The sequence below is a fragment of the Myceligenerans cantabricum genome (assembly GCF_054777735.1).
In genome coordinates, this window is the sequence record NZ_BAAHAJ010000008.1 from 132,768 (window position 1) to 157,920 (window position 25,153).

Annotated in this window: 25 protein-coding genes; 24 read left to right on the plus strand and 1 reads right to left on the minus strand. The window is 73.6% G+C overall.

Annotated features, from left to right (window positions below):
• Positions 1-38 precede the first annotated feature (38 nt).
• The 23 genes from ACYU96_RS07805 (at position 39) to ACYU96_RS07915 (ending at position 23,672) form a co-directional block, all read left to right on the plus strand.
• Positions 39-476, plus strand: a complete 438-nt coding sequence (locus tag ACYU96_RS07805; RefSeq protein ID WP_460751231.1) for a DUF4233 domain-containing protein — start codon at positions 39-41, stop codon at positions 474-476.
• A 46-nt stretch (positions 477-522) separates the two neighbouring features.
• Positions 523-993 carry a nucleoside-diphosphate kinase gene (gene ndk / locus ACYU96_RS07810; RefSeq protein ID WP_460751234.1) on the plus strand — a complete coding sequence of 157 codons (471 nt, stop codon included), beginning with the start codon at positions 523-525 and terminating at the stop codon, positions 991-993.
• A gap of 121 nt (positions 994-1,114) precedes the next feature.
• A complete protein-coding gene (smc, locus tag ACYU96_RS07815) occupies positions 1,115-4,960 on the plus strand; it encodes a chromosome segregation protein SMC (RefSeq protein ID WP_460751237.1) in 3,846 nt (1,281 codons plus the stop codon).
• 151 nt (positions 4,961-5,111) lie between these two features.
• The gene (locus ACYU96_RS07820; RefSeq protein WP_460751240.1) at positions 5,112-5,624 is read left to right on the plus strand and encodes a hypothetical protein; all 513 of its coding nucleotides are present in this window, start codon (positions 5,112-5,114) and stop codon (positions 5,622-5,624) included.
• Between the two features lie 33 nt (positions 5,625-5,657).
• On the plus strand, positions 5,658-6,872 hold the full coding sequence (ftsY, locus tag ACYU96_RS07825; protein ID WP_460751243.1) for a signal recognition particle-docking protein FtsY: 1,215 nt from the start codon (positions 5,658-5,660) through the stop codon (positions 6,870-6,872).
• Between the two features lie 283 nt (positions 6,873-7,155).
• Positions 7,156-8,430, plus strand: coding sequence for an ammonium transporter (locus ACYU96_RS07830; protein ID WP_460751246.1), 1,275 nt, complete (start codon positions 7,156-7,158; stop codon positions 8,428-8,430).
• A gap of 48 nt (positions 8,431-8,478) precedes the next feature.
• Positions 8,479-8,817 (plus strand): P-II family nitrogen regulator, encoded by a 339-nt coding sequence (locus ACYU96_RS07835; protein ID WP_460751251.1) that lies wholly within the window; start codon positions 8,479-8,481, stop codon positions 8,815-8,817.
• A 52-nt stretch (positions 8,818-8,869) separates the two neighbouring features.
• A complete protein-coding gene (locus ACYU96_RS07840; RefSeq protein ID WP_460751253.1) occupies positions 8,870-10,627 on the plus strand; it encodes a [protein-PII] uridylyltransferase family protein in 1,758 nt (585 codons plus the stop codon).
• A 67-nt stretch (positions 10,628-10,694) separates the two neighbouring features.
• Positions 10,695-12,326, plus strand: a complete 1,632-nt coding sequence (gene ffh / locus ACYU96_RS07845) for a signal recognition particle protein (protein ID WP_460751256.1) — start codon at positions 10,695-10,697, stop codon at positions 12,324-12,326.
• Positions 12,323-13,438 carry an amidohydrolase family protein gene (locus tag ACYU96_RS07850; protein ID WP_460751259.1) on the plus strand — a complete coding sequence of 372 codons (1,116 nt, stop codon included), beginning with the start codon at positions 12,323-12,325 and terminating at the stop codon, positions 13,436-13,438. The genes ffh and ACYU96_RS07850 overlap by 4 nt, the downstream gene beginning before the upstream one ends.
• 208 nt (positions 13,439-13,646) lie before the next feature.
• Positions 13,647-14,057, plus strand: coding sequence for a 30S ribosomal protein S16 (gene rpsP, locus ACYU96_RS07855; RefSeq protein WP_460751262.1), 411 nt, complete (start codon positions 13,647-13,649; stop codon positions 14,055-14,057).
• Positions 14,057-14,296, plus strand: coding sequence for an RNA-binding protein (locus ACYU96_RS07860; RefSeq protein ID WP_192862802.1), 240 nt, complete (start codon positions 14,057-14,059; stop codon positions 14,294-14,296). The genes rpsP and ACYU96_RS07860 overlap by 1 nt, the downstream gene beginning before the upstream one ends.
• A gap of 149 nt (positions 14,297-14,445) precedes the next feature.
• Positions 14,446-15,030, plus strand: coding sequence for a ribosome maturation factor RimM (gene rimM, locus ACYU96_RS07865; RefSeq protein ID WP_460751265.1), 585 nt, complete (start codon positions 14,446-14,448; stop codon positions 15,028-15,030).
• A gap of 1 nt (position 15,031) precedes the next feature.
• Positions 15,032-15,877 (plus strand): tRNA (guanosine(37)-N1)-methyltransferase TrmD, encoded by an 846-nt coding sequence (gene trmD / locus ACYU96_RS07870; protein WP_460751268.1) that lies wholly within the window; start codon positions 15,032-15,034, stop codon positions 15,875-15,877.
• Between the two features lie 231 nt (positions 15,878-16,108).
• The gene (rplS, locus tag ACYU96_RS07875) at positions 16,109-16,465 is read left to right on the plus strand and encodes a 50S ribosomal protein L19 (protein WP_460751270.1); all 357 of its coding nucleotides are present in this window, start codon (positions 16,109-16,111) and stop codon (positions 16,463-16,465) included.
• Positions 16,466-16,676: 211 nt separating this feature from the next.
• Positions 16,677-17,450, plus strand: a complete 774-nt coding sequence (lepB, locus tag ACYU96_RS07880; protein ID WP_460751273.1) for a signal peptidase I — start codon at positions 16,677-16,679, stop codon at positions 17,448-17,450.
• Positions 17,451-17,486: 36 nt separating this feature from the next.
• Positions 17,487-18,251, plus strand: coding sequence for a signal peptidase I (lepB, locus tag ACYU96_RS07885; RefSeq protein ID WP_460751276.1), 765 nt, complete (start codon positions 17,487-17,489; stop codon positions 18,249-18,251).
• A gap of 17 nt (positions 18,252-18,268) precedes the next feature.
• Positions 18,269-19,018, plus strand: coding sequence for a ribonuclease HII (locus tag ACYU96_RS07890; RefSeq protein ID WP_460751279.1), 750 nt, complete (start codon positions 18,269-18,271; stop codon positions 19,016-19,018).
• The gene (locus ACYU96_RS07895; protein WP_460751282.1) at positions 19,015-19,314 is read left to right on the plus strand and encodes a DUF2469 domain-containing protein; all 300 of its coding nucleotides are present in this window, start codon (positions 19,015-19,017) and stop codon (positions 19,312-19,314) included. The genes ACYU96_RS07890 and ACYU96_RS07895 overlap by 4 nt, the downstream gene beginning before the upstream one ends.
• 168 nt (positions 19,315-19,482) lie before the next feature.
• Positions 19,483-19,890, plus strand: a complete 408-nt coding sequence (locus tag ACYU96_RS07900) for a YraN family protein (RefSeq protein ID WP_460751284.1) — start codon at positions 19,483-19,485, stop codon at positions 19,888-19,890.
• Positions 19,887-21,419, plus strand: coding sequence for a YifB family Mg chelatase-like AAA ATPase (locus tag ACYU96_RS07905; protein ID WP_460751287.1), 1,533 nt, complete (start codon positions 19,887-19,889; stop codon positions 21,417-21,419). The genes ACYU96_RS07900 and ACYU96_RS07905 overlap by 4 nt, the downstream gene beginning before the upstream one ends.
• Positions 21,412-22,665: a DNA-processing protein DprA gene (dprA, locus tag ACYU96_RS07910; protein ID WP_460751290.1), complete on the plus strand. Its 1,254-nt coding sequence runs from the start codon at positions 21,412-21,414 to the stop codon at positions 22,663-22,665. Before ACYU96_RS07905 ends, dprA begins: the two co-directional genes overlap by 8 nt.
• Positions 22,666-22,718: 53 nt before the next feature.
• A complete protein-coding gene (locus ACYU96_RS07915; RefSeq protein ID WP_460751292.1) occupies positions 22,719-23,672 on the plus strand; it encodes a tyrosine recombinase XerC in 954 nt (317 codons plus the stop codon).
• A gap of 4 nt (positions 23,673-23,676) precedes the next feature.
• On the opposite strand, the gene ACYU96_RS07920 is transcribed toward ACYU96_RS07915, so the two are convergent.
• Positions 23,677-24,249 carry a murein hydrolase activator EnvC family protein gene (locus ACYU96_RS07920; protein WP_460751295.1) on the minus strand — a complete coding sequence of 191 codons (573 nt, stop codon included), beginning with the start codon at positions 24,247-24,249 and terminating at the stop codon, positions 23,677-23,679.
• Between the two features lie 196 nt (positions 24,250-24,445).
• On the opposite strand from ACYU96_RS07920, the gene ACYU96_RS07925 reads away from it, so the two are divergent.
• Positions 24,446-25,132, plus strand: a complete 687-nt coding sequence (locus tag ACYU96_RS07925; RefSeq protein WP_460751298.1) for a YoaK family protein — start codon at positions 24,446-24,448, stop codon at positions 25,130-25,132.
• Positions 25,133-25,153: the final 21 nt, after the last annotated feature.

Consider the following 25,153-nt stretch of genomic DNA (forward strand, 5'->3'; position numbering starts at 1 on the left):
GGTGCGTCGCACCGTGCCCGGGCGGATATCGTGACGGGGTGAGCAAGGACCGACCCGTCCCCGGGGACCGCATCAAGGCCAGGCCGTCCGCACTGGTGCAGTTCACCTCCACCGTGCTGGCCTGCGAGGCGGTCCTGGTGCTGTTCGTGACGCTGGTCGCGTTCGGGCTCCGCGACCTCGCCTACGAGCGCGGCCCGCTGCAGTCCGACTCGGCCGCCCTCGTGTGGGGCGTGGGCGGCGGCCTCACGCTGCTGCTCCTGGTGCTCTCCCGGTTCACCGCCCGCCCTGCGGGGATCGTCGCCGGGACTCTCGGGCAGGTGCTGGTGCTGGCCACGGGTCTCGCCGTGCCGCTCGCGACCGTGGTGAACCTGGTCTTCGTGGTGCTGTGGGTGGTCGCGCTGCGGCTCGGCTCGCGCGTCGACCGGGAGCGTGCCGCGTACGACGCCGCGCACCCGGAGACCGCACCCAACCTCTGACGGAGCCCGGCGACCGGCGTCGGTCAGCCCCACTACCCTGGTCCTCATGACCGACGTCGCTACCGAGACCCTGCCTCCCGAGACCGCCGAGGTGCCCGTGGCCGAGCGCACGCTCGTGCTGGTGAAGCCCGACGGCGTGCGCCGCGGCCTGTCCGGCGAGATCCTTCGCCGCATCGAGGCCAAGGGGTACGCGCTGCGCGCCGTGCAGCTGCTCGACGCCACCACCGACGTGCTGCACCAGCACTATGCCGAGCACGAGGGCAAGCCCTTCTTCGAGCCGCTGGTGGAGTTCATGATGTCGGGCCCGGTGCTGGCCGTCGTCGCCGAGGGCGAGGGCGTCATCCCCGGCTTCCGCTCGCTGGCCGGCGCCACGAACCCCACCGCGGCCGCCCCCGGCACGATCCGCGGTGACCTCGGCCGCGACTGGGGCCTCAAGGTGGTCCAGAACCTGGTCCACGGCAGCGACTCGGAGGAGTCGGCCGCCCGCGAGATCGGCCTCTGGTTCCCGGGACTCTGACCGTCCCCTCCCTGCCGGGGCGGTCCGTCACCCCGGTGACGGACCGCCCCGGCCCTGTCGGATCGCGGCCTCGCCGGTCGGCGTGCCCTGCGGACCGGCGTGTTGCCGCTACGCTCTCCGGGTGCACCTCAAGACGCTCACGCTGCGGGGTTTCAAGTCCTTCGCGTCGGCGACCACGCTGAACCTCGAGCCCGGCATCACCTGTGTGGTGGGTCCCAACGGCTCGGGCAAGTCGAACGTCGTCGACGCGCTGTCCTGGGTGATGGGCGAGCAGGGGGCCAAGTCGCTGCGCGGCGGCAAGATGGACGACGTCATCTTCGCCGGCACCTCCGGCCGCGCCCCGCTCGGCCGCGCCGAGGTCAGCCTGACCATCGACAACACCGACGGCGCCCTGCCGATCGACTACACCGAGGTCACGATCAGCCGGACCCTGTTCCGCACTGGCGGGTCCGAGTACGCGATCAACGGCTCGTCCTGCCGCCTCCTGGACATCCAGGAGCTGCTGAGTGACTCCGGCATCGGGCGTGAGATGCACGTCGTGGTCGGACAGGGCCAGCTGGACGCCGTCCTGCGCGCCACCCCCGAGGAGCGGCGCGGCTTCATCGAGGAGGCGGCCGGCGTCCTCAAGCACCGCAAGCGCAAGGAGAAGGCGCTGCGGAAGCTCGACCAGATGCAGGGCAACCTGGCCCGGCTCGCGGACCTCACCGCCGAGCTGCGCCGCCAGCTCGGCCCGCTGGGCAGGCAGGCCGAGGCGGCCCGCAAGGCGCAGACCGTGCAGCGCGACCTGCGCGACGCCCGCGCCCGTCTGCTCGCGGACGACCTCGCCCAGCTCCAGGCCCAGATCGAGGCCGACCTCGCCGACGAGAGCGCGCTGAAGGAACGCCAGGCCCAGGCCGAGGCGGGCCTCGCCGAGGCGCGGTCCGAGCTGTCCCGGCTGGAGCAGTCGGCGTCGGCGACGTCCACCGAGGTGAGCCGCGCCGGCGACACGCTCTTCGCCCTGTCCCAGACCCGGGAGCGCCTGCGTGCGCTCCAGTCCCTGGCGGACGAGCGCGCCCGTCTGCTCGGCACCACGGACCACGCCCAGCACCAGGGCCAGGACCCCGACGACCTGGAGGCGCAGGCGGCCCGCGCCCGGTCCAGCGAGGAGGAGCTGGCGTCCGAGGTCGAGATCGCCCGCGAGGCCGTGGAGTCCGCGATCGAGGCGCGCACGGAGGCGGAGTCCGTCGTCCAGGAGGCGGAGCGGGCCCACGGTTCCTTGATGCGCGCGGCGGCCGACCGTCGCGAGGGTGTGGCGCGGCTGGCCGGCCAGGTCGCGGCGCGGCGCAGCCGGGTCGAGGCCGCCGAGGCCGAGCTGTCCCGGCTGCGGGAGGCCGTGTTCGACGCCGAGCACCGTGCCGAGGAGGCGGGGCGCGAGTTCGCCGCGCTGGAGTCCGAGGTGTCGGGCGTGGAGGAGGGCGAGGAAGGCCTGGACGCGGCGCACGAGGCGGCGGCCCAGGCGCTGGAGCTCGCCAAGGGCGTCGTCGAGCGGCTGTCCGAGGAGCGGTCCGCGGCCGAGAAGGAGCGCACCGCCTCGGGCGCGCGCGTGGAGGCGCTGCAGCTCAGCCTGGACCGCAAGGACGGCGCGGGCACGCTGCTCGCCGCGGACCAGCCGGGCGTGCTCGGCTCGGTCGCGGCTCTCCTGGGTGTCGAGCCGGGGTTCGAGGACGCGGTCGCCGCCGCGCTCGGCCCGCTCGCCGACGCCGTGGCCGTGTCCGGCCTGGACGCCGCCGTCGACGCCCTGCGGCTGCTGCGCGACGAGGACGCGGGCCGCGCGAGCCTGGTGGTCGGCGCCTCGGGGGCCGGGCAGCCGGCCCACCCGGACGTGACGCTGCCCGACGGCGTGCGCTGGGCGGCCGACGTCGTGCACGCCGCCGGGCCCGCCGAGGCCGGGCTGCGCACGATCCTGCGGGACGTCGTCGTCGTGGACGACCTCGCCCGCGCCCGCGCCTTCGTGCGTGACGCCCCCGAGCTCGTGGCCGCGACCCGCGCCGGCGACCTGCTGGGCGGCGCGCGCGCCTGGGGCGGCTCGGCCGCCGCGCCGAGCGTCCTGCACCTGCAGGCCGCTCTCGACGAGGCCAAGGCCATGCGCGACGACGCCGCCGCCCGCCAGGAGAGCGCCGAGACCCGGCTCGCCACGGCGCGGGAGGACCTCGACGCGGCGACCACGCACCACGACGACACCCTGGCCCGGCTCAACGAGTCCGACGCCGCCCTGGCCGCGGTCGCCGAGCAGCTCGGCTCGCTCGGTGCCTCGGCCCGGTCGGCGCGCGACGAGGCGGACCGTCACCGTGCCGCCCTCGAGCAGGCGATGGCCCGCCGAGAGGAGGACGAGATGGAGCTCGCGGCGCTCGTCGAGCGTCTCGAGGCGGCCGAGGAGGAGCCCGAGCAGGCCGCGGAGTCCCTGGACCTGGCCCAGTCCGAGCGCGACCGGGCCGCCGCCGGCGCCATCGAGGCCCGCGCGCGCGAGACCGAGGTCCGGCTCGCGCTGCGGACGGCCGAGGAGCGGGAGCGCGCGGTCTCCGGCCGCGCGCAGGCCCTGGCCCACGCCGCGCAGCAGGAGCGCGAGGCCCGGGCGGCGGCGGCCGAGCGGGCGGCCGCCCGGCAGCGGGACGCGGCGCGCGCGGTGGTGGTGCGCCAGGGCGCGGCCGTGGCGCTGGAACGGATCGGACGGTCCCTCGCTCGTGCGCAGGAGGAGAAGGCCGCCGCCGAGGAGGCGCGGTCCGCGGGGAACGCCCGCCTGGGCACCGTGCGGAGCACCGTCGAGTCGCTGACCGCGGAGCTGCGCGAGCTGACCGACGTCGCGCACAAGGACGAGGTCGCCCGTACCCAGCAGCGCCTCCGCCTGGAGCAGCTCCAGGCCCGCGCCATCGACGAGCTGGGCACCGACCCGGACAAGCTCGTCGAGGAGTTCGGCCCTCACCAGCCGATCCCCGTGTACGACGGTGACGCCCCGGTCCGCCGTCGCACGCGCCGTGCGGTCGTGGAGCGGGACGAGGAGGGCAGCCCGGTCCGCTACGAGGGCGACCCGAGGCTCCCGCGCGGCGCCGCCGCCCGCGAGGAGGCCCTCGCGCTGCGCGCCTCGGCCCTGCGCGAGTTCGGCCTCGACCCGGCCGACCCGGAGGCCGCGAAGGTGGTCCAGGAGGTCGCGGGCGTCGAGCCGCAGAGCGAGGAGAAGGCGGACGGCGACGGGGACGACGAGCCGGTGGCCGAGCCCGCGCCCGCCGTCGGGCCGCCGGAGCCGGACCGGACGGTCCCGTACGTGCGTGAGGAGCAGGAGAACCGCCTGAAGAAGGCCGAGCGCGCGCTCTCGCGGCTCGGCGCGGTGAACCCGCTGGCCCTGGAGGAGTTCGCCGCCCTCGAGGAGCGGCACCAGTTCCTGGAGACCCAGCTCGCGGACCTGAAGAAGTCGCGCGAGGACCTGCTGCAGATCGTCTCCGACATCGACGACCGCGTGCAGCAGGTGTTCGCCGAGGCGTTCCAGGACACCGCGGACAAGTTCCTGGAGATCTTCCCTCGGCTCTTCCCCGGCGGGGAGGGCAAGCTCAAGCTGACCGACCCGTCCGACCTGCTGTCGACCGGCATCGAGGTGGAGGCGCGGCCGGCGGGGAAGAAGGTCAAGCGGCTGTCGCTGCTGTCGGGCGGCGAGCGGTCGCTGGCGGCCGTGGCGTTCCTCGTGTCGATCTTCAAGGCACGCCCGAGCCCGTTCTACATCATGGACGAGGTGGAGGCGGCGCTCGACGACGTGAACCTCGGCCGGCTCATCGACATCTTCCGGGAGCTGCAGCACGACAGCCAGCTCATCGTGATCACGCACCAGAAGCGCACGATGGAGGTTGCGGACGCGCTGTACGGCGTGACCATGCGCGGCGACGGCGTGACGACCGTGATCAGCCAGCGGATGGGGGACCGGGAGACGGTGCTCTCCTGAACCGCCGGGCTCGGTCCGCGGGCGCTCCCGCGCCGTGTTCTCGGTCCTCGCGACGGTTCCGGCGGTCAGAAACCGGTTGTTGTGGTCTTTCCAACTGTCGTTCGGCGCGTCACTGGAGCATGCGACAAGGTTTCGGGAGATAATGGGCCCCATGTGGTGGTCGATCCTCCTTCTGGTCGTGTGTCTCTTGCTGGCTGCCGGGGTGTTCCTCGTGGCCAACGTCATGGACGCGGCAGACGGGAACCGGCGCACCGAGTCCTTCAACCGCCGGTTCCGTGCCGGCTGGCACCGGGTGGCCGGCGGAGGCTGGCCCCGGCAGACCGGGCGGGTCAAGGGCGCGTCCGCGGTGGCGGCGCACGCCGTGGGGGCGCCGTCGGTGTGGGTCGGCAAGCCGGGCCAGGAGCGCGTCCGGGGCGAGGCCTCGCCCGTCGACATGGAGATGTCGGAGTTCTTCGAGGCGACGGTGGAGGACAAGCCCGGCTACATGGACGCCGAGGAGATCCAGGAGCTCCTCGGCAAGGCACGCGACCAGGCGACCAAGGCCGTGAACGTGCCGATCCAGACGGTCCGGCCGGTCCTGAGCGACCCGCGGTCGCTCCAGAACTTCGTCCCCCGGAACCTGCGCCCCGGCGCGAGCGAGCGCCACGGGGACGAGCGCGTCTGACGCTCCCCGCCCGCGTCTGGGAGAATCTTCGGCGTGACTGAAGTTCCCTGGATCGAGATCATTGCCGGGCTCGTCGTCGTCGCCTCCGGCGGCGGCCTGATCGGCTGGCTGCGGGCCCGCGGAAGGCGGTCGGGCGGCACCGACACCCTCGACGGGCCCGGCGGCGGGGCCGACGAGGCCGCGCCCCGGACCGGGGAGGCCGGCGGGTCCGCGTCGGGCACGGTGGTGATCAGCGAGCCGGGTGACGCGGGAACGGTCACCGAGGAGCCCGCCGACGCTGCGGCGCCCGCACCCGGTGTCGAGACACCTGCTCCGGTCGCTGGGCGCCTCGTGCGCCTGCGGGACCGGCTCGCCTCGTCGGGCTCGCCGCTCGGCGCGCGCCTGCTCTCGGTGCTCTCCCGCGACTCGCTCACCGAGGACGACTGGGACGAGCTCGAGGAGGAGCTGCTGCTCGCCGACATCGGCGCCGGCCCCACCACCGAGCTGCTGGACGCGCTGCGCACCCGCGTGCGGGTGCTCGGCGTGCGTGAGCCCGCCGCGGTGCGCGCGCTGCTGCGGGAGGAGCTGGTGGCCCTCGTGGGGCCGGACACGGACCGGTCGCTGCACGCCGACCCGGTCACCGACGAGGACGGCACACGGCTGCCCGCCGTGGTGCTCGTCGTCGGCGTCAACGGGACGGGCAAGACGACCACCGTCGGAAAGCTGGCGCGCGTGCTCGTGGCGGAGGACAAGTCCGTGGTGCTCGGTGCCGCGGACACGTTCCGCGCGGCGGCGGCGGACCAGCTGACCACGTGGGGCGCGCGGGTCGGCGTCGAGACGGTGCGCTCGGACAAGGAGGGTGCGGACCCGGCGTCGGTGGCGTTCGACGCCGTGTCGCGGGGCCGTGACGAGAAGACCGACGTCGTGCTCGTCGACACGGCCGGGCGGCTCCAGAACAAGGCGGGGCTCATGGACGAGCTCGGCAAGATCGTGCGGGTGGCGTCCAAGGTCGCGGCGCCCAGCGAGGTGCTGCTCGTCCTCGACGCGACCACCGGTCAGAACGGTCTCACGCAGGCCCGCGTGTTCGCGGAGGTCGCCGGGGTGACCGGCATCGTCCTGACGAAGCTGGACGGGACGGCCAAGGGCGGGATCGTCGTCCAGGTGCAGCGGGAGCTCGGTGTCCCGGTCAAGCTCGTCGGTCTCGGCGAGGGCCCGGACGACCTGGCGCCGTTCACCGCGGAGGAGTTCGTGGACGGCATCCTGGGCTGACGGCATATGTCAAGGGGCAGTAATGATTGCCCCGGGAGGCAAATGTGTCCAGATGGTGAGAAATTCCTGATTCACCCGTGAAGTCACAGCGGGATCGCGGTGGAATCACGGTCCGGTCACGAAGTGGGTGGACATTTCGCCCACGGCGGGCACGAAACCAAGTTTTTACACCCTCCTGCCCTGTGTCACGCATCCGTAACACCAGTGCCGGTCGGATGTAACGACACTTGGGGAATGTGAGCCGCGACCAGCCACTCCGGGCTGGCAAGGGAGGAACAAGCTTATGGAACCCGTTCTGGATTCCGGAGTCTCCGCGTGGATGCTGGTGTCGGCGTCCCTGGTGCTCCTCATGACCCCCGGCCTGGCGCTCTTCTACGGCGGCATGGTGCGTGGTAAGTCCGTGCTGAACATGATGATGATGTCCTTCTCGGCGATCGCCGTCGTCGGAGTCATCTACGTGCTGTGGGGCTGGTCGATGTCGTACGGCGCGACGATCGGCGGGATCTTCGGCAACCCGTTCGACCAGTTCGGGCTCGGAGGGAGCTTCGACCCGATCTCCATCCTCGACGAGGAGGCGGGGACGTACTTCCCGACGCTGGTCGACGTCGGCTTCCAGGCGACCTTCGCGATCATCACGGTGGCCCTGATCTCGGGTGCCATCGCCGACCGCGTCAAGTTCAGCACCTGGATCGTGTTCTCGGCCATCTGGGTCACGCTGGCCTACTTCCCGATGTCCCACATGGTGTGGTCCGGCGGCCTGCTCTCCGACGAGGGCCCGTTCAACTTCGGCGGCGCGTCGCCGATCGACTTCGCCGGTGGCACGGTGGTGCACATCAACGCGGGTGCCGCGGCGCTCGTGCTCGCACTCCTCGTCGGCAAGCGCAAGGGCTTCGGCAAGGAGCCGATGCGCCCGCACAACCTGCCCTTCGTCATGCTGGGTGCCGCCCTCCTGTGGTTCGGCTGGTTCGGCTTCAACGCCGGCTCCGCCTACACCAGCGGCGACGACGCGGGCCTCGCGTGGGTCAACACCACGACCGCCACCTGCGCCGCCATCCTCGGCTGGCTGCTCGTCGAGAAGATCCGTGACGGCGCGCCCACCTCGCTGGGTGCCGCGTCCGGCATCGTCGCGGGCCTCGTCGCCATCACCCCGGCGGCCGGCAACGTGACGCCGGTGGGCTCCATCGCCGTCGGTGCGATCGCTGGCATCATCTGCGCGTTCGCCGTCGGCCTGAAGTTCAAGCTCGGCTTCGACGACTCGCTCGACGTCGTCGGCATCCACCTGGTCGCGGGCCTGTGGGGCACCCTGTCGCTCGGCTTCCTCGCCTCGGAGACAGGTCTCTTCTACGGTGGCGGCGTGGCGCAGCTCGGGATCCAGGCGATCATCGCCATCATTGCGGTCGTGTTCTCGGTCGTCGTCACCCTCGTGGTCGGTGGTCTGCTCAAGGTGACCATGGGCTGGCGTGTCGCCGAGCAGGAGGAGGCCGACGGGATCGACGTCTCCGAGCACGGCGAGACGGCATACGAGACGGTCGGTTCCACCATTACCGAGGTGCGCTGACTCGGCCCCGCCGAGCCAGCGATCCGTCAGGACTAGGGAGGTTTGCGCATGAAGCTTGTCACGGCAATCATCCAGCCGCACCGGCTCGACGACGTGAAGTCGGCGCTCGAGGCGGCAGGTATCCGAGGCATGACCGTCTCCGAGGCAAGCGGCTACGGCCGTCAGAAGGGTCACACCGAGGTCTACCGGGGTGCGGAGTACACCGTCGACCTCGTGCCGAAGGTGCGCATCGAGGTCCTGGTGTCCGACGCGGACGTCACGCCGGCGACCGACGCGGTCGTCGGGGCTGCCCAGACCGGCAAGATCGGTGACGGGAAGGTGTGGGTCGTGGCCGTCGAGGACGTGGCCCGCGTCCGCACCGGCGAGCACGGCGACGCCGCGCTCTGATCTGCCGGTCGCGCTGAACGGGAACCGGGAGGCCCCGCACCCCGCCCACGGGGTGCGGGGCCTCCGCGACGAGCTGCTCGAGATCGCCGCGAGCACGACACGGCCGGACGCTTCCGGCACCGCCCGCCGGGCCATGCTCGTCGGGCACGCCACCGAACGGCTCACCGCACTCTGGGACTACGCGGTCGAGGAGGTCCCGAGCACCGGGATCGCGCTGGCCGCCGTCGGCAGCCTCGGCCGTGGCGACATGGGGCCGATGAGTGACCTCGACCTCGTGCTCGTGCACGACGGCCGCACCCATTCCGACCAGCAGCTCGGCCAGGTGGCCGAGCGCCTCTGGTACCCCTTGTGGGACTCGGGCCTCGACCTCGACCACTCGGTCCGCTCCCTGGCGCAGTGCCGCAAGGTCGCGTCCAAGGACCTGCCCGCCGCCGTGTCGTGGCTCGACGTGCACGCGATGGCGGGGGACACCTCCCTGGTGCACCGCGCGGCGACCGGCGTCCTGACCGACTGGCGCGACGCGGCACGCCGCCGGCTCCCCGAGCTCCTCGGGACCGTGCGCGAGCGCGCGGAACGCTCCGGCGAGCTGGCCTACCTCATCGAGCCGGACCTCAAGGAGTCGCGCGGCGGCATCCGCGACGCCGTCGTGCTGTCCGCGCTCGCCGCGACCTGGCTCACCGACCGCCCGCACGGGACGGTCGACGATGCCTACACCCACCTGCTCGACGTGCGCGACGCGCTCCAGGTCACGGCCCGGCGCCGCACCACGCGGCTGCTGCTCGCGGACCTCGAGGAGGTCGCGGACCGCTGCGGGTACGACGACGGTGACGACCTCCTCGCGAGCCTCGCCGCGGCCGGCCGCGAGGTGTCCTACGCGCTGGACTCCACGGTGCGCCGCGCCCGCAAGGCGCTGATGCAGCGACCGATCGGCAAGCCGGTGATCATCCGGGGCCGCCGCAAGCCGCCGCGCCTGCGGCGGGTCGCCGACGGCCTGGTGGAGCACGACGGCGAGCTGGTGCTGGGCGTCGGCGCGCAGCCGGCGTCGGACCCGCTGCTCTCCTTGCGGGCGGCTGCCACTGCGGCGCGCACCGGCCTGCACCTCTCGCCCGTGACCATTTCCTCCCTGCGGGACTGCCCGCCGCTGCCCGAGCCCTGGCCCCCGGCCGCGCGGGCCGACCTCCTGACCCTGCTGGCCGCGGGCAGCGCGCAGGTACCCGTGTGGGAGGCGCTCGACCTGGCCGGCGTCGTGACCCGGTGGATCCCCGAGTGGGCGGAGGTGCGCAACCGCCCTCAGCGCGCCGCGATCCACCGGCACACCGTGGACCGGCACCTCGTGGAGACGGCCCGGCTGGCCGCGCGGCTGCGGCGCGGCGCGACCTTCGGCGACGACGAGGCAGCGGAGGGCCGCATCCCGGTCGGCGGCAACGGCGGCGACGTCCTCCTGCTGTCCGCGCTGCTGCACGACATCGGCAAGGTGCGTGCTGCGCCCGACCACTCGGTCGAGGGCGCGCGCCGCGTCCCGGCGATCCTGCGCCGCATGGGCTTCGGCCGTGCCGTGGTCGACGACGTCACCCGGATGGTCCGGTACCACCTGGTGCTGTCCGAGCTGGCGGTGAGCGGCGACCACGACGACCCGGCCACCATGGCCAGGCTGCTCGACGCCGTCGACCACCGCCCCGAGCTGCTGGACGTGCTGCGGCTGCTCACCGAGGCGGACACCACCTCGCTCGGCCCGAAGTCCTGGACCCCGTGGCGTGCGAGCCTGGTCGACGGCCTCACCGCCAGGGCCCGTACCGTCCTGAACGGCTGACGCCCCGCTCTCGCCGAGCCAGGATCGGGGAGCGGCCGGGTGCGGTTGCTCAAGTACTCTGGTCTCCGTGTTCAATTCCCTGTCCGACCGGCTGACCCAGACGTTCAAGAACCTGCGTTCGCGGGGCCGCCTCTCCGAGGCGGACATCGACGGCACCGTGCGCGAGATCCGGCGCGCGCTGCTCGACGCGGACGTCGCCGTGCCCGTGGTGCGCGAGTTCACCGCCGCGGTGCGGGAGCGGGCGCTGTCGGCGGAGGTGTCGGGTGCGCTCAACCCGGCCCAGCAGGTCGTCAAGATCGTCAACGACGAGCTGGTCACGATCCTCGGCGGCCAGACGCGGCCGCTGCACCTGGCCAAGACGCCGCCCACGGTCATCATGCTCGCGGGCCTGCAGGGCGCCGGCAAGACGACGCTCGCCGGCAAGCTCGCCGTCGCGCTCAAGGAGCAGGGACACACCCCGCTGCTGGTCGCGGCCGACCTCCAGCGCCCGAACGCCGTCAACCAGCTGTCCGTGGTCGCCGAGCGCGCCGGCGTGCCGGTGTTCGCGCCGCACCCGGGGAACACGTCGTCGGCCGACGACCCGGCGGCCGACGCGCCGCTGGTCGGCGACCCGGTCGCCGTCGCGCGCGACGGCGTCGCGGAGGCGCGCACCAAGCTGCACGACGTCGTCGTCGTGGACACCGCCGGCCGCCTCGGCATCGACGAGGTGCTGATGAAGCAGGCCTCGGACATCCGCGACGCGATCACTCCGGACGAGGTCCTGTTCGTCATCGACGCGATGATCGGCCAGGACGCCGTGAACACCGCGAAGGCCTTCGCGGACGGCGTCGACTTCACCGGCGTGGTGCTGTCCAAGCTGGACGGTGACGCCCGCGGCGGCGCGGCGCTGTCGGTCGCGAAGGTGACCGGCCGGCCGATCATGTTCGCCTCCACGGGTGAGAAGCTGACCGACTTCGAGGTCTTCCACCCCGACCGGATGGCTTCTCGCATCCTCGACATGGGTGACGTCCTCACTCTCATCGAGCAGGCCGAGAAGGCGTTCGACGCCGACCAGGCCGAGAAGATGGCCGGGAAGCTGGCTTCCGGTGAGGGCTTCACGCTCGCGGACTTCCTGGTGCAGATGCAGCAGCTGAAGAACATGGGCTCGATGAAGAAGATGCTCGGCATGATGCCGGGCATGGGGCAGATGCGGGAGCAGCTCGACCAGTTCGACGAGCGCGAGGTGGACCGCATCGAGGCGATCATCCACTCGATGACGCCGGCCGAGCGGGACAACCCCAAGATCATCAACGGCTCCCGCCGTGCGCGCATCGCCCGCGGCTCGGGGACGACGGCGACCGCCGTCAACCAGCTCCTCGACCGGTTCGCCGGCGCTCAGAAGATGATGAAGCAGATGTCGCGGGGAGGCGGGATGTCCGGGCCCGGCGGAATGCCGGCCATGCCGGGCGGCCCCGGGATGGGGATGGGCAAGAAGGCGCGCGGCAAGACGCAGCCCCCGAAGAAGGGTAAGAAGGGGAAGTCCGGCAACCCCGCGAAGCGGGCGCAGCAGGAGCGCGAGGCGATGCAGCGTGCGCTCGGCGGGGGACGCCCGCAGCCGTCCGCGCCCGCCGGCGCGGCGTTCGGCAAGGCCGGTGGCGACCAGCCCGCGCCGGACGTGGAGGCTCTCGAGCAGCAGCTCGGCAAGTTCCTGGGCAAGTGAACGTGACCACGTCGGACGTCCCCACCGTGCAGATCCGCGGGAATGTCCTCCTCGGCGACGACCGCGAGGTGGGCGATCTCTGGGTGCGCGGCGGGTGCGTCAGCCTGACCCGGCCGTCGGCGCAGGGCGCCGGCATGCGGGTGCTCGAGGGATGGGTGCTGCCGGGGCTCGTCGACGTGCACTGCCACATCGGTCTGGCCGCGGAGGGTGCCGTCGCCCACGCCGTCGCGGAGCAGCAGGCGCTGGCCGACCGGGACTCGGGCGTGCTCGTGGTGCGGGACGCCGGCTCGCCGTCGGACACGAGATGGGTCCAGGCGCGCAGGGACCTGCCCCGGCTCGTGCGCTCCGGGACGCACCTGGCGCTCGCCAGGCGCTACCTGCGGAACTTCGCGCGTGAGCTCGACGACCCGTCCGAGCTGCCCGCGGCCGTCCGCGAGCAGGCGCTGCGTGGCGACGGCTGGGTCAAGCTGGTCGGCGACTGGATCGACCGGTCGCTGGGGGCGCGTGCGGACCTGACCCCTCTCTGGCCCGGTGGCGTGCTGGAGCGTGCCGTGGCCGAGGCGCACGCCGAGGCGGCGCGGGTCACCGTGCACGCGTTCGCGACCGAGACGATCGACGACCTGCTCGACGCCGGCGTGGACGGCATCGAGCACGGCACGGGCATGACGCACGACCAGATGGCGCGGGCGGCGGCGGCCGGCGTGCCGGTGACGCCGACGCTGCTGCAGGTGGGCCACTTCGAGGCGATCGCGGAGCGGGCGCAGGAGAAGTTCCCGGTGTACGCGAAGCGGATGCGGGGCATGTACGCACGCCGCTACGAGCAGGTGCGCGACCTGTACGACGCCGGCGTGCAGCTGCTCGTCGGGACGGACGCGGGCGGCACCATCGGGCACGGGCGGATCGCCGACGAGTGCGCCGAGCTGGTCGCCGCGGGCATCCCGCCCGCCGAGGTCGTGGCGGCGGCCTCCTGGCGGGCGCGGTCCTACCTGGGGCTGGGGTCCGTCGTCGAGGGATCGAGCGCCGACCTCGTGGTCTACCCGGACGACCCGCGCGAGAACATCGACGTCCTGCGGTACCCGACGGCGATCGTGCTGCGCGGCGAGATCTGCTGAGCGGTGTCGTCCCGAGGGGTCGTGGCCCCCGGGCGCGCGATGGGCGGGCAGTTGGTGGGGCTCCCCGTCGTCTGGCAGAATAGCCCGGTACTCGGCGTGCCTGGGCCCCTCTCACCCGCGCATGCCCGGTCCCGACCTCGCTCACCGGACCAACCCCACGGACCGGCGGGACGGGTCACCCATTCTGAGAACCAGGAGAGACCACTTCGTGGCCACCAAGATTCGTCTGAAGCGCTTCGGCAAGATCCGGGCGCCGTACTACCGCGTCGTCATCATGGACTCGCGGACCAAGCGCGACGGTCGCGCGATCGAGGAGATCGGCAAGTACCACCCGACCGAGGAGCCGTCGCTCATCGAGATCGACTCCGAGCGCGCGCAGTACTGGCTCGGCGTCGGTGCGCAGCCGACCGAGCAGGTCGCGGCCCTCCTGAAGATCACGGGCGACTGGCAGAAGTTCAAGGGCCTGCCGGGCGCCGAGGGCACGCTGAAGGTCAAGGGCGACAAGTCCGACGCCTCCTCCGCGATCCAGGCGGTCAACGCCGAGGCGGAGAAGGCCAAGGCCGACGCGGCCGCCAAGGCGGCCGCGAAGCCCGCCGAGGACGCCGAGACCGAGGCCTGATGCTCGCCGAGGCCCTCGAGCACCTGGTGCGCGGCATCGTCGACAACCCGGACGACGTCCGCGTGTCCGCGAAGACGCTGCGCCGGGGAGACCTGCTCGAGGTCCGCGTGCACCCGGACGACCTCGGCCGTGTCATCGGCCGGGGCGGCCGGACGGCTCGTGCGCTGCGTTCGGTCGTCGGCGCGCTGGCCGCCGACGGCTCGGTCCGGGTCGACGTCGTGGACGTCGACCGCCGCTGACCGCTGCGACACGTCATACGGGGCCCGGTCCGAGGACCGGGCCCCGGTTCTTTCCCGCTCCGACCGTCGAGTGCGCGGTGCGGGTCGGGCCGACGGGCGAGCAGCCCGCAGATACTGTGCACTCAGCGATCAGGGGGAGGGTGGAACCGATGGAGCTGACCGTCGCCCGGATCGGGCGCGCGCACGGACTGAAGGGCGAGGTCGCCCTCGAGCTGCGGACCGACGATCCCGAGACGCGTCTCGGGATCGGCCAGGTCCTGCGGACCGTGCCGTCCGGGGCCGGGCCGCTGACGGTGACGGGTACCCGGGTGCACCAGGACCGCTGGCTGGTCACGTTCGCCGAGGTGGCGGACCGCACTGCCGTGGAAGGCCTGCGGGGGGTCGAGCTCGTGGTCGACGCCGGCGCCTCCGACGAGGAGGACGCGTGGTACCCGCACGAGCTGCGCGGACTGCGCGCGGAGCTCGCCGACGGCACCGTGGTCGGCGAGGTCGCCGGGCTCGAGCACCTGCCGGCCCACGACGCCCTGGTCGTGTCCGAGCCGCTGCCCGCGGGCGCGGTGCGCACGCTCGTGCCCTTCGTGAAGGAGATCGTGCCGGTGGTCGACATCGCCGGCGGCCGCGTCGTGCTCGACCCCCCGGGCGGTCTCCTGGCGCGGGACGCGGCGCGGATCGTGGTCGCGGACCGGGGCGCGACGCGGTCCGAGCGCGCGGACGACGCCGACGGGAACGACTGACGTGCGGATCGACGTCGTCACGATCTTCCCGGACTACCTCGCCGCCCTCGACCTGTCGCTCGTCGGCAAGGCCCGCCGGCGCGGCCTGCTGGACCTGCGCGTGCACGACCTGCGGGACTGGACCGAGGACCGCCACCGCACCGTGGACGACACCCCGTTCGGCGGGGGAGCGGGCATGGTCATGCGCCCCGACGTGTGGGGCCGCGCGGTCGACGACGCGCTGGGCCCCGACCCGGTCCCGCCTGCCGAGCCAGCCGGTGCCTCCGCCGCGGGCAGGATCCTCGTCCTGCCGACGCCGTCGGGCGAGGTCTTCACGCAGCGGCATGCCGAGGAGCTGGCGACCGCCGGGCATCTCGTCTTCGCCTGCGGGCGCTACGAGGGGATCGACGCGCGCGTCGCCGAGCACTACCGCACCGCGGGGGTCGACGTGCGGGAGCTGTCGATCGGTGACTACGTGCTCAACGGCGGCGAGGTCGCGGCGCTGGTGATGATCGAGGCGGTCGGGCGGCTCGTGCCGGGGATGGTGGGGAACCCGGAGTCGCTGGTGGAGGAGTCGCACGGCGCCGCAGGGCTGCTCGAGTACCCCGTCTACACGAAGCCTCCGGAGTGGCGGGAGCTCGGCATCCCGGAGGTGCTGCTGTCCGGGCACCACGCGCGGATCGACCGGTGGCGCCGGGACGAGGCGCTGCACCGCACGGCGCGGCGGCGGCCGGACATGCTCGCCGCCCTCGACGGCGCGGACCTGGACAAGCACGACGTCGCGCTGCTCGCGGAGCTCGGCTGGACGTTGGACGACGACGGCCGGGTGGCGCCGGCGCCGTCCCGCGCCGACGACCCGGCGGGCTGACGTCACACGTGCGTCGCACCTGCTCGTGCGACCGGCGCGGCACCGTTGTGGCAGAATGGATCCTCGGCGCACCGACGGTCAGGTCTCTGCCACAGGGGACGGCCGCCGGACCGGTCACCGGTCCGGCACGATCGTGGACACGGCTCGCCACCATCTCATCAGCCGAGTCGGCCGTGTTCTCGCACGGCCGCGAGATTCGCGCCTGACCTGTGGCAGGCCCGGAGAAGAACGATGCAGAAGCTTGACACCGTCGACGCCGCCTCGCTGCGCGACGACATCCCGGACTTCCGTGCCGGTGACACCCTGAAGGTCAACGTCAAGGTCATCGAGGGCACCCGCTCCCGTGTCCAGGCGTTCCAGGGCGTCGTCATCCGCCGCCACGGTGGCGGCGTGGGCGAGACGTTCACCGTCCGCAAGATCAGCTTCGGCGTCGGCGTGGAGCGCACCTTCCCGCTGCACGCGCCGACCATCGACACGATCGAGGTCGTGACCCGCGGTGACGTCCGCCGCGCGAAGCTGTACTACCTCCGCAACCTGCGCGGCAAGAAGGCCAAGATCAAGGAGAAGCGCGAGACGCCTGCTTCCTGATCGTCAGTCGCAAGAGCTGCCGGGTCGGCACGCTGCACCGGGACGGGTACCGCATACTTGGGGTGCCGGTCCAGGTCGGCGCTGCCGGCCCGGCAGTGTTCGTTCTCGGCGGAAGTCCAGCGGTGTGTGGTACGAACCTTCACGGAAGGTGTGCATTACAGTCCTGAAGGCTCTCGAGCCTTGATCCGACCGAGACGACAGAGTGAGATCCGTGACGACGTACCGTGTGGCGCAGCACGCCCGCCCTCCGAGGCGATCCGACAAGGAGCAGACCGGAGGGCTCGCGGTGCTCAAGGAGATCGCGATCATCGTGATCAGCGCCCTGGTCCTGTCGTTCCTGATCAAGACGTTCCTGGTGCAGTCGTTCTACATCCCGAGCGCGTCCATGGAGGACACGCTCATCACCGGGGACCGGGTGATGGTCTCGCGTCTCACTCCCACCCTGATCGACCTGGAGCGCGGGGACATCGTCGTCTTCGTGGACCCGGGCGGCTGGCTGCAGCCGTACACGGCCCCCGACCGCGGGCCCATCGGCAACGCGATCACGGCCGGGCTGACCACCGTGGGGCTGCTGCCGTCGGACACGGGGGAGCACCTCATCAAACGCGTGATCGGGATGTCCGGAGACCATGTGGTCTGCGACGACGCCTGCGCGGAGGACGGCGGTCCGGTGCAGATCAACGACGTGGCGATCGACGAGTCGCAGTACCTGAAGCCGGGCAACACACCCAGCGGCGGCAAGGCGTTCGACGTGGTCGTGCCGGACGGCATGCTGTTCGTGATGGGCGATCACCGGCAGAACTCGGCAGACTCCCGTTACAACACGAGCAAGCCGGGCGGCGGGTTCGTGCCGGTGGACAACGTGGTGGGGAGGACCTTCGCCACGGTGTGGCCCTTCGACCGGATGACGTGGCACTCGACCCCGTCCGGTGTCTACCTCGGCGTCCCGGGGCCGACGGAGCCTGCTCCGCAGCCGTCCGCGTGACCGTCTTGATCCGACCGACATGACGAAGTGAGGCCCGTGACCACACACAGAGCGGAGCGGCAGGTCCGCCCGCCGAGCAGCACCACGAGGAAGAAGCAGCCCGGTGGGCTCGCGGTGCTCAAGGAGACCGCGATCATCGTCGTCAGCGCCCTGGTGCTGTCGTTCCTGATCAAGACGTTCCTGGTGCAGTCCTTCTTCATCCCGAGCGCGTCCATGGAGGACACGCTGGTCACGGGCGACCGGGTGATGGTCTCCCGGCTCACGCCGGGGCGGATCGACCTGGAGCGCGGGGACATCGCGGTCTTCGTGGACCCGGGTGGCTGGCTGGATCCGTACCGGGCGGCCGACCGCGGGCCGCTCGGGAACGCGATCACGGCGGGCCTGACGACGTTGGGCCTGCTCCCGTCGGACACGGGCGAGCACCTCATCAAGCGCGTGATCGGCATGCCTGGCGACCACGTGGTCTGCGACGACTCCTGCGCGGACAACGGTGGACCGCTGCGGGTCAACGGTGCGGCGGTCGACGAGTCGCCGTACCTGAAGCTGGGTGCCACGCCGAGCGGCGGCGAGCCGTTCGACGTGCGCGTGCCGGACGGCATGCTGTTCGTGATGGGCGACAACCGGCAGGGTTCGGCCGACTCCCGCTTCAACACCGACAAGCCGGGTGACGGGTTCGTGCCGATGGACAACGTGGTGGGCACCGCCTTCGCGACGGCCTGGCCGTTCCACCGCATGACGTGGCACTCGACCCCGGACGGCGTCTTCGCCGGGGTTCCGGCGCCGTCCGGGTCGTCGAAGTGACCGGGAGGCGTGCGCGGGTGGTGACGGGACGGGCGACGGTGCGGGCCAGACCGACGCTGCGCACCGAACGGGCGCTGCTCGCGTCCGGCCCGCAGCTCGTGGCCGGCATGGACGAGGTGGGGCGCGGCGCGCTCGCCGGCCCGGTGAGCGTGGGTGTCACCGTCGTCGACGCCCGCACCCGGACGGCGCCGCAGGGCCTCGCCGACTCGAAGCTGCTCACCGCCGCCGCGCGCGAGGACCTGGTGCCGAGGGTGCGCCGCTGGGCGCTCGCCTCCGCGGTGGGTCACGCGTCCGCCGCCGAGATCGACGCGCACGGCATCATCGTCGCGCTCCGGCTCGCCGGGCAGCGGGCGTTGCGGGAGGTGGTCTCGGAGGTGGGCGCCGTCGACGTGGTCCTCCTCGACGGCCGGCACGACTGGCTCACCGACCCCGGACCGGACCTGTTCGGGGCCGGGGGGCTCGACGCCCTCGGGGACGTCCCCGAGGCCGACGACGGCCCGGGCGAGCCCGCGGGCCACGGCGTGCCCGACGTGGTCACGATGATCAAGGCCGACATGCGCTGCTCGTCCGTCGCCGGGGCGAGCGTCCTGGCGAAGGTGGAGCGGGACGGGATCCTCACCGCGCTCGCCGAGGAACATCCGCACTACGGGTGGGACAGCAACAAGGGCTACAGCGCACCAGCGCACCTCGATGCGCTGGCGCATCACGGCCCCAGCGTGTTGCACCGACGGTCGTGGAACCTGCCGGGTGCGATGATGGCCGGGTGAGTGCCGAAGACCTCGAGAACTACGAGACGGACATGGAGCTCGCGCTCTATCGCGAGTACCGGGACGTCGTGAGCCTCTTCTCGTACGTGGTGGAGACCGAGCGGCGGTTCTATCTCGCCAACCAGGTGGACCTGCAGGTGAGGTCGGCCGCGGGCGAGGTGTACTTCGAGCTGGAGCTGGCGGACGCGTGGGTGTGGGACGTGTACCGGTCGGCGCGGTTCGTGAAATCCGTGCGGGTGGTGACGTTCAAGGACGTCAACGTCGAGGAGCTGGCCAAGGCCGAGCTGACGCTCTGAGCCGGTGCCCGGGGCCGTCTCGCCGAGGCGGGGCGGCCCCGGTCGGCGGAGCCCTGCGGGATCGACGCCGACCGCAGCCTGGGGGTATCCCTGGTTGTGCACAGGGGGCGGCTTTTTCTGCGTCTTGGGGGCTTCCGGGGGCGCAGGATGGTCGCGGAGGTGGTCCGGATGCGAACCAAGGACGATGTCGGCCGGCGGGGTGAGGAGATCGCGCTCGCGCATGTGGTCGGGCGCGGGTGGACCGTGCTGGCCACGAACTGGCGGTGCGGACGCGAGGGGGAGCTCGACATCGTCGCGCTCGACGGCGACGTGCTCGTCGTGGTCGAGGTCAAGACCCGGTCCGGGACCGGGTTCGGGCATCCCAGCGAGGGAGTGACGGACAAGAAGCTGGCGCGGTTGCGCCGGCTGGCCGGGCGGTGGGGCGCCGTGCACCGCGAGGCGGTCGACCAGGCGTGCGAGCGGGACGGCGTCGACCTGCCCCGCCGCTGGTCCGCGGTGCGGATCGACGTCGTCGCCGTCACGCTGCCCGCCGGCGCGGCACCCGTGCTCGAGCACCTCGAGGCGGTGGCCCGATGAGCGTCGCGACGACGACGGCGGTGTCGCTCGTCGGGCTCGACGGGCACATGGTGCAGGTGCAGGCGCACCTGAGCGCGACCGTCCCGGGATTTGCCGTGGTGGGGCTGCCGGACGCCGCGCTCCACGAGTCGCGGGACCGTGTCCGTGCGGCGGTCTCGTCGACCGGGCTGGCCTGGCCGGTGCGGAAGATCACGGTGAACCTGTCGCCGGCCGCGCTGCGCAAGCACGGCAGCGGGTACGACCTGGCGATCGCCGTGGCCGTGCTGGCAGGCTCCGGCGAGATCCCCGCCGGCGGGCTGGACTCGGTGGTGCACCTCGGCGAGCTCGGCCTGGACGGACGGGTCCGGCCCGTGCCCGGCGTGCTGCCGGCCGTGGCGGCCGCCGTGGACGCCGGGTACGAGCGCGTGGTCGTCGCGGCGAGCGACGCGGACGAGGCGCGCCTCGTCCCGGGGGCCCGGGTGACCGGCGCGGCCAGCCTCGCCGAGGTGGTGGCCCTGCACGGCGGTGACGCCGCGCTGGTGCGAGACGTCGAGCCCGTGGGGCGGCCCCGGACCGGCGGCTACACGTTCACGCCCGGTGACCTGGCGGACGTCGTCGGGCAGGCGGACGCGCGCCGGGCGCTCGAGGTGGCGGCGGCCGGTGGCCACCACCTGTTCTTCGTCGGGCCGCCGGGCTCCGGCAAGACGATGCTCGCGTCCCGGCTCCCCGGCATCCTGCCGGACCTGACCGAGCGGGAGGCCGTCGAGGTGACGGCCGTGCACTCGGTCGCCGGCACCTTCGACCCGGCGGACGGGCTGATCCGCCGGCCTCCGTTCGAGGACCCGCACCACACGGCGACCACGGCCGCCGTCGTGGGAGGCGGGTCCGGCGTCCCGCGACCGGGCGCGGCCACCCGGGCGCACCGCGGCGTGCTGCTCCTCGACGAGGCAGCCGAGTTCCGCCCGAGCGTGCTGGACACGCTCCGGCAGCCGCTGGAGCGGGGCGAGCTGACCATCCACCGGACGGCCGGAGCGGCCCGCTACCCCGCACGGTTCCAGATGGTGCTCGCGGCCAACCCGTGCCCGTGCGGCATGTCGATCGGCAAGGGGCTCGAGTGCACGTGCACCCCCACGGTGCGGCGCAAGTACCTCGGCCGGCTGTCCGGGCCGCTGCTGGACCGCGTCGACCTGCAGGTCGAGGTCCTGCCGGTGGAGCACCTCGAGCGGGCCGAGGGCCCGGGCGAGCCGACGTCGGTCGTGGCGCAGCGGGTGGCCGCGGCGCGGGAGGCAGCACGCGAACGGCTGCGGGGCACCGGATGGACGACGAACGCCGAGGTGTCCGGGGCGTGGCTGCGCGAGACGCTCCGGCCGCGCCCGGACGTCCGCGACCTGGTGGACCGGGCGCTCGCCGACGGGCTGCTGAGCCTGCGCGGTGCCGACCGGGTGCTGCGCGTCGCATGGACCGTCGCCGACCTTGCCGGGCGGGCCGCACCGACGCTGGACGACGTCGGCGACGCCCTCGGCCTGCGCCGGGGAGGCCACCATGGGTGACGCGCTGTTCGACCCACCGTCCCGGTGCGGGCTCGGAACGACCGACCCGCTCACGGCCCGGGCCGCGTGGTCGCGCCTGGCCGAGCCGGGCGACGTGGTGGCCGGAGCGCTCGTGGCGGCACTGGGCGCCGGAGAAGCTCTCGAGTGGGTGGCCGGGGCGGTCGAACGGCCCGGACGAGCGGCCGCGGAGCTGGCACGGCTGGAACCGGGTGCACACATGGCGCGCGTGCTCAGGGGCGACGGAGACGGCGACGGGCCGAGGTCCCCGGCCGCCGCGCTCCTGGCGGGCGTCCGGCGCTGGTCCTCCCGGCTCGGGACCCTGGCTCCGCACCGTGACCTCGACGCGCTCGAACGGGTCGCCGGTGCCCTCCTGGTCCCGGGCGACCCGCGGTGGCCCGTCGGGCTCGACGCCCTCGGGCCCGCCGCGCCGCACGCCCTGTGGGTACGGGGCCGGACGGACCTGGGCGTGATGTCGCGCCGCGCGGTCTCGCTGGTCGGGTCCCGCGCATCGACCAGCTACGGGGAGCGCGTCGCGCGCGACCTCGCGGCGGGAGTCGTCTCCCGCGGGTTCACCGTGGTCTCGGGCGGCGCGCACGGCATCGATGCCGAGGCTCATCGCGCGGCGCTCGCCGCCGACGGGTGCACCCTGGTGCTGCTCGCCTCCGGAGTGGACCGGCTGTACCCGTCGGGCAACGCACGCCTGATGGAGGCGGCGACCTCCGCAGGCGCCGTCGTCTCGGAGGTGCCGCCCGGGTCCACGCCGTTCAGGCAGCGGTTCCTGGCCCGCAACCGGATCATCGCCGCGCTCGGCTCCGCGACGGTGGTGGTCGAGGCCGCGATGCGTTCGGGGGCGCTGTCGACGGCGAACCATGCGGCACGGCTCGTCCGGCCGGTCGGCGCGGTACCGGGTCCGGTGACGTCGATGGCGTCGGTGGGCTGCCACGAGCTGCTCCGGTCCGGTGCGGCGGTGTGCGTGACGGACGCGGCCGAGGCGGCCGAGCTGGCGGGGCCGCTGACCGGTGACGCGCCACCGGCCCGGCGCGGGGAGCGCCGTCCCGGGGACGGTCTCGACCCGGTCGCCCGGAGAGTGCTGGACGCCCTGCCGGTGCGCCGGCCCGTCCCGGTGGAGTCCGTCGGGCGGGTGGCGGGCCTCGGCGCGGACGAGACCCGGGCGAAGCTCGGCCGGCTGCTGCTGGCCGGGCTCGCCGAGAAGCAGGGCGCGAGCTGGCGCCGCGCGCCCGGGTGACACGCCGCCGCACGTGCGGCAGGAAACGGGAGGACGGCCGCAGACTGGAATGCGTGGACCTTACCGACCTGTCCGGCTTGCCGAGGCTTCCTGAGGATCTCGCTCAGGCGGTCAGCCGGTTCGCCACGCACCTCGACACCCAGCGCGGTCATTCCGCCCACACGCGGCGCGCCTACGTGGCAGACGTGACCGACCTGCTGCGGTTCGCCGCGCGGCACGGCCGCGGCTCGCTCGCCGCACTCGACCTCGGAACGCTGCGCGGCTGGCTCGCCGCACAGTCCGACCGCGGCCTGGCGCGGTCCACGCTCGCTCGCCGAGGTGCCTCGGCCCGCGCGTTCCTGCGCTGGGCCGCGAGCACCGGCCTCGTCGACGAGGACGTCTCGGCGCGCCTCTCGAGCCCCAAGGTGCCGCGCACCCTGCCGACCGTGCTCGACGTCGACGACGCCGCCCGGCTGCTCGACGCCGCGCGCGAGTCCGCCCACGAGGCCGAAGGGCTGACCCGACCGTCCGCACTGCGGGCCTGGGTCGCCGCCGAGCTGCTCTACGGCGCGGGCATCCGGGTGGGGGAGCTCGTCTCGGTCGACGTCAGCCAGGTGGACGAGAGCGAACGCCTCGTGCGGGTGCTCGGCAAGGGCGGCAAGGAGCGCGTCGTGCCCTTCGGCGTCCCGGCCGCGCGTGCCGTGCGGGAGTGGCTCACGGAGGGGCGCGCGGAGCTCGCCACCGCCACCACGGGGGACGCGTTCCTGGTGGGGGAGCGCGGCGGCCGGTGGGGGCAGCGGCAGGTGCGCGAGGCGGTCCACAGGCTCGCCGCGCTCGCCGGGGTGCAGGACGTCGCACCCCACGCCCTGCGCCACTCCGCGGCGACACACCTCCTGCAGGGCGGGTCCGACCTGCGCTCCGTCCAGGAGGTCCTGGGGCACGCCAGCCTGGCGACGACACAGCGGTACACCCACGTCGACGCCGAACGCCTGCGCACCGTCTACGCCCAGGCCTTTCCCCGGGCCTGACGGTTCAGCCGTCCGGGAGCAGCACGACGACCGGGCGGTCCGGCCGCGACAGCGAGAGCGGATCGAGATAGCGCTCGCCGCGCCGCACACCCCAGTGCACGCAGGCCTCGGGGGCGCAGTGGCCCGACCCCGCGGGCCCGACGGTGCCCACGGACTCCCCGGCAGCCACCCGCGCCCCGACCGGGACGGCGGACGTCACCGGTTCGAGGCTGGAACGCAGCCCGTCCCCGTGCGTCACCACGACGACGCCCCGCCCCGCCACGTCACCCGTGAACGTCACCGTCCCGGGACCGGGGGAACGGACCTCCGCGCCGTGCGCCGTGGCGAGATCCACCCCGCGATGCCCGGCACCCCACCGGCTCGCGGGCGGCTCGAACCCCCGCACCACCCCCACCGGCGGCGGCGCGCCGTCCACGGGCAGCACGAACCGGGCCCCCGGCCCCGGCCCGCCGCTCGCCGCCGCCGCCGGCCGGTCCGTCCGTGCCTGGCCGGCGGGCGGCCCGGCACCCCCGGACGCGGGGCTCGCCGGCACGACGACGAGGACGAGGGTCAGGAGCACGGCTGCGGCAACGTTCATGCCCCGAGCCTGGCGCGCGGACCGCCGTCGCGCGCCGCCGCCCGGACGACCCTGTGCACGACTCCGGCGATCCACAGGGCCGGGTCGGCGTCCGACGGCACCGTTCCGGTACGAGGGCACGGTGCCGGCAGGAGGGCCCCGTTCCGCGCGCGGGGCCGCGCTCTTGGGAGCCCGTCGCCCGTGGCACCATGACCGCGTGAGCACTCCACCCTCCGGTCCGCGGATCCCCTCCCAGCTCGTGCTGCTGCTCGTGCTGACGTTCACCACCGGGATCATCGACGCGGTCGGCTATCTCGGTCTCGACCGCGTGTTCATCGCGAACATGACGGGCAACGTCGTCATCCTCGGCATGGCGCTCGCGGGCGGCGACGACCTGCCGGTCGCCGGGCCGCTCCTCGCGCTCGGCGCGTTCTTCGTCGGTGCTCTGGTCGGTGGGCGCCTGACCAACTCCGCCCCGCGCGACTGGGCCCGGGCGTCGACCGTCGCCTTCGCCGTGACCGGCACGATCGCGACCGGGCTCGGAGTGGCGGCCATGGTCGTGCCACCGGTCGAGGAGACGCCCTGGGGCTTCACCGTGACCGGTGTGCTCGCCGTCGCGATGGGCCTGCAGGCCGCTGCGGCCCGGCGGATCGCGGTCAAGGACGTCACCACCGTGGTGGTCACCTCCACGCTCACCGGGCTGGCGGCGGACTCGCGCCTCGCGCAGGGCAGCGGCGAGAACTGGGCGCGCCGGCTCCTCGCGGTCGTGCTCATCCTCGCCGGGGCGGCGTTCGGCGCCCTGCTGCTCGCCCTCGCCGGCGGAGCCGGCGTCGGACTGGGCATGCTGGTCGCGGGGCTCTTGAGCATCGCGGTGACCGTGGTCGGGCACGTCCGGCACCGCTGACGCCTGGGCGGGCGGAGGGCG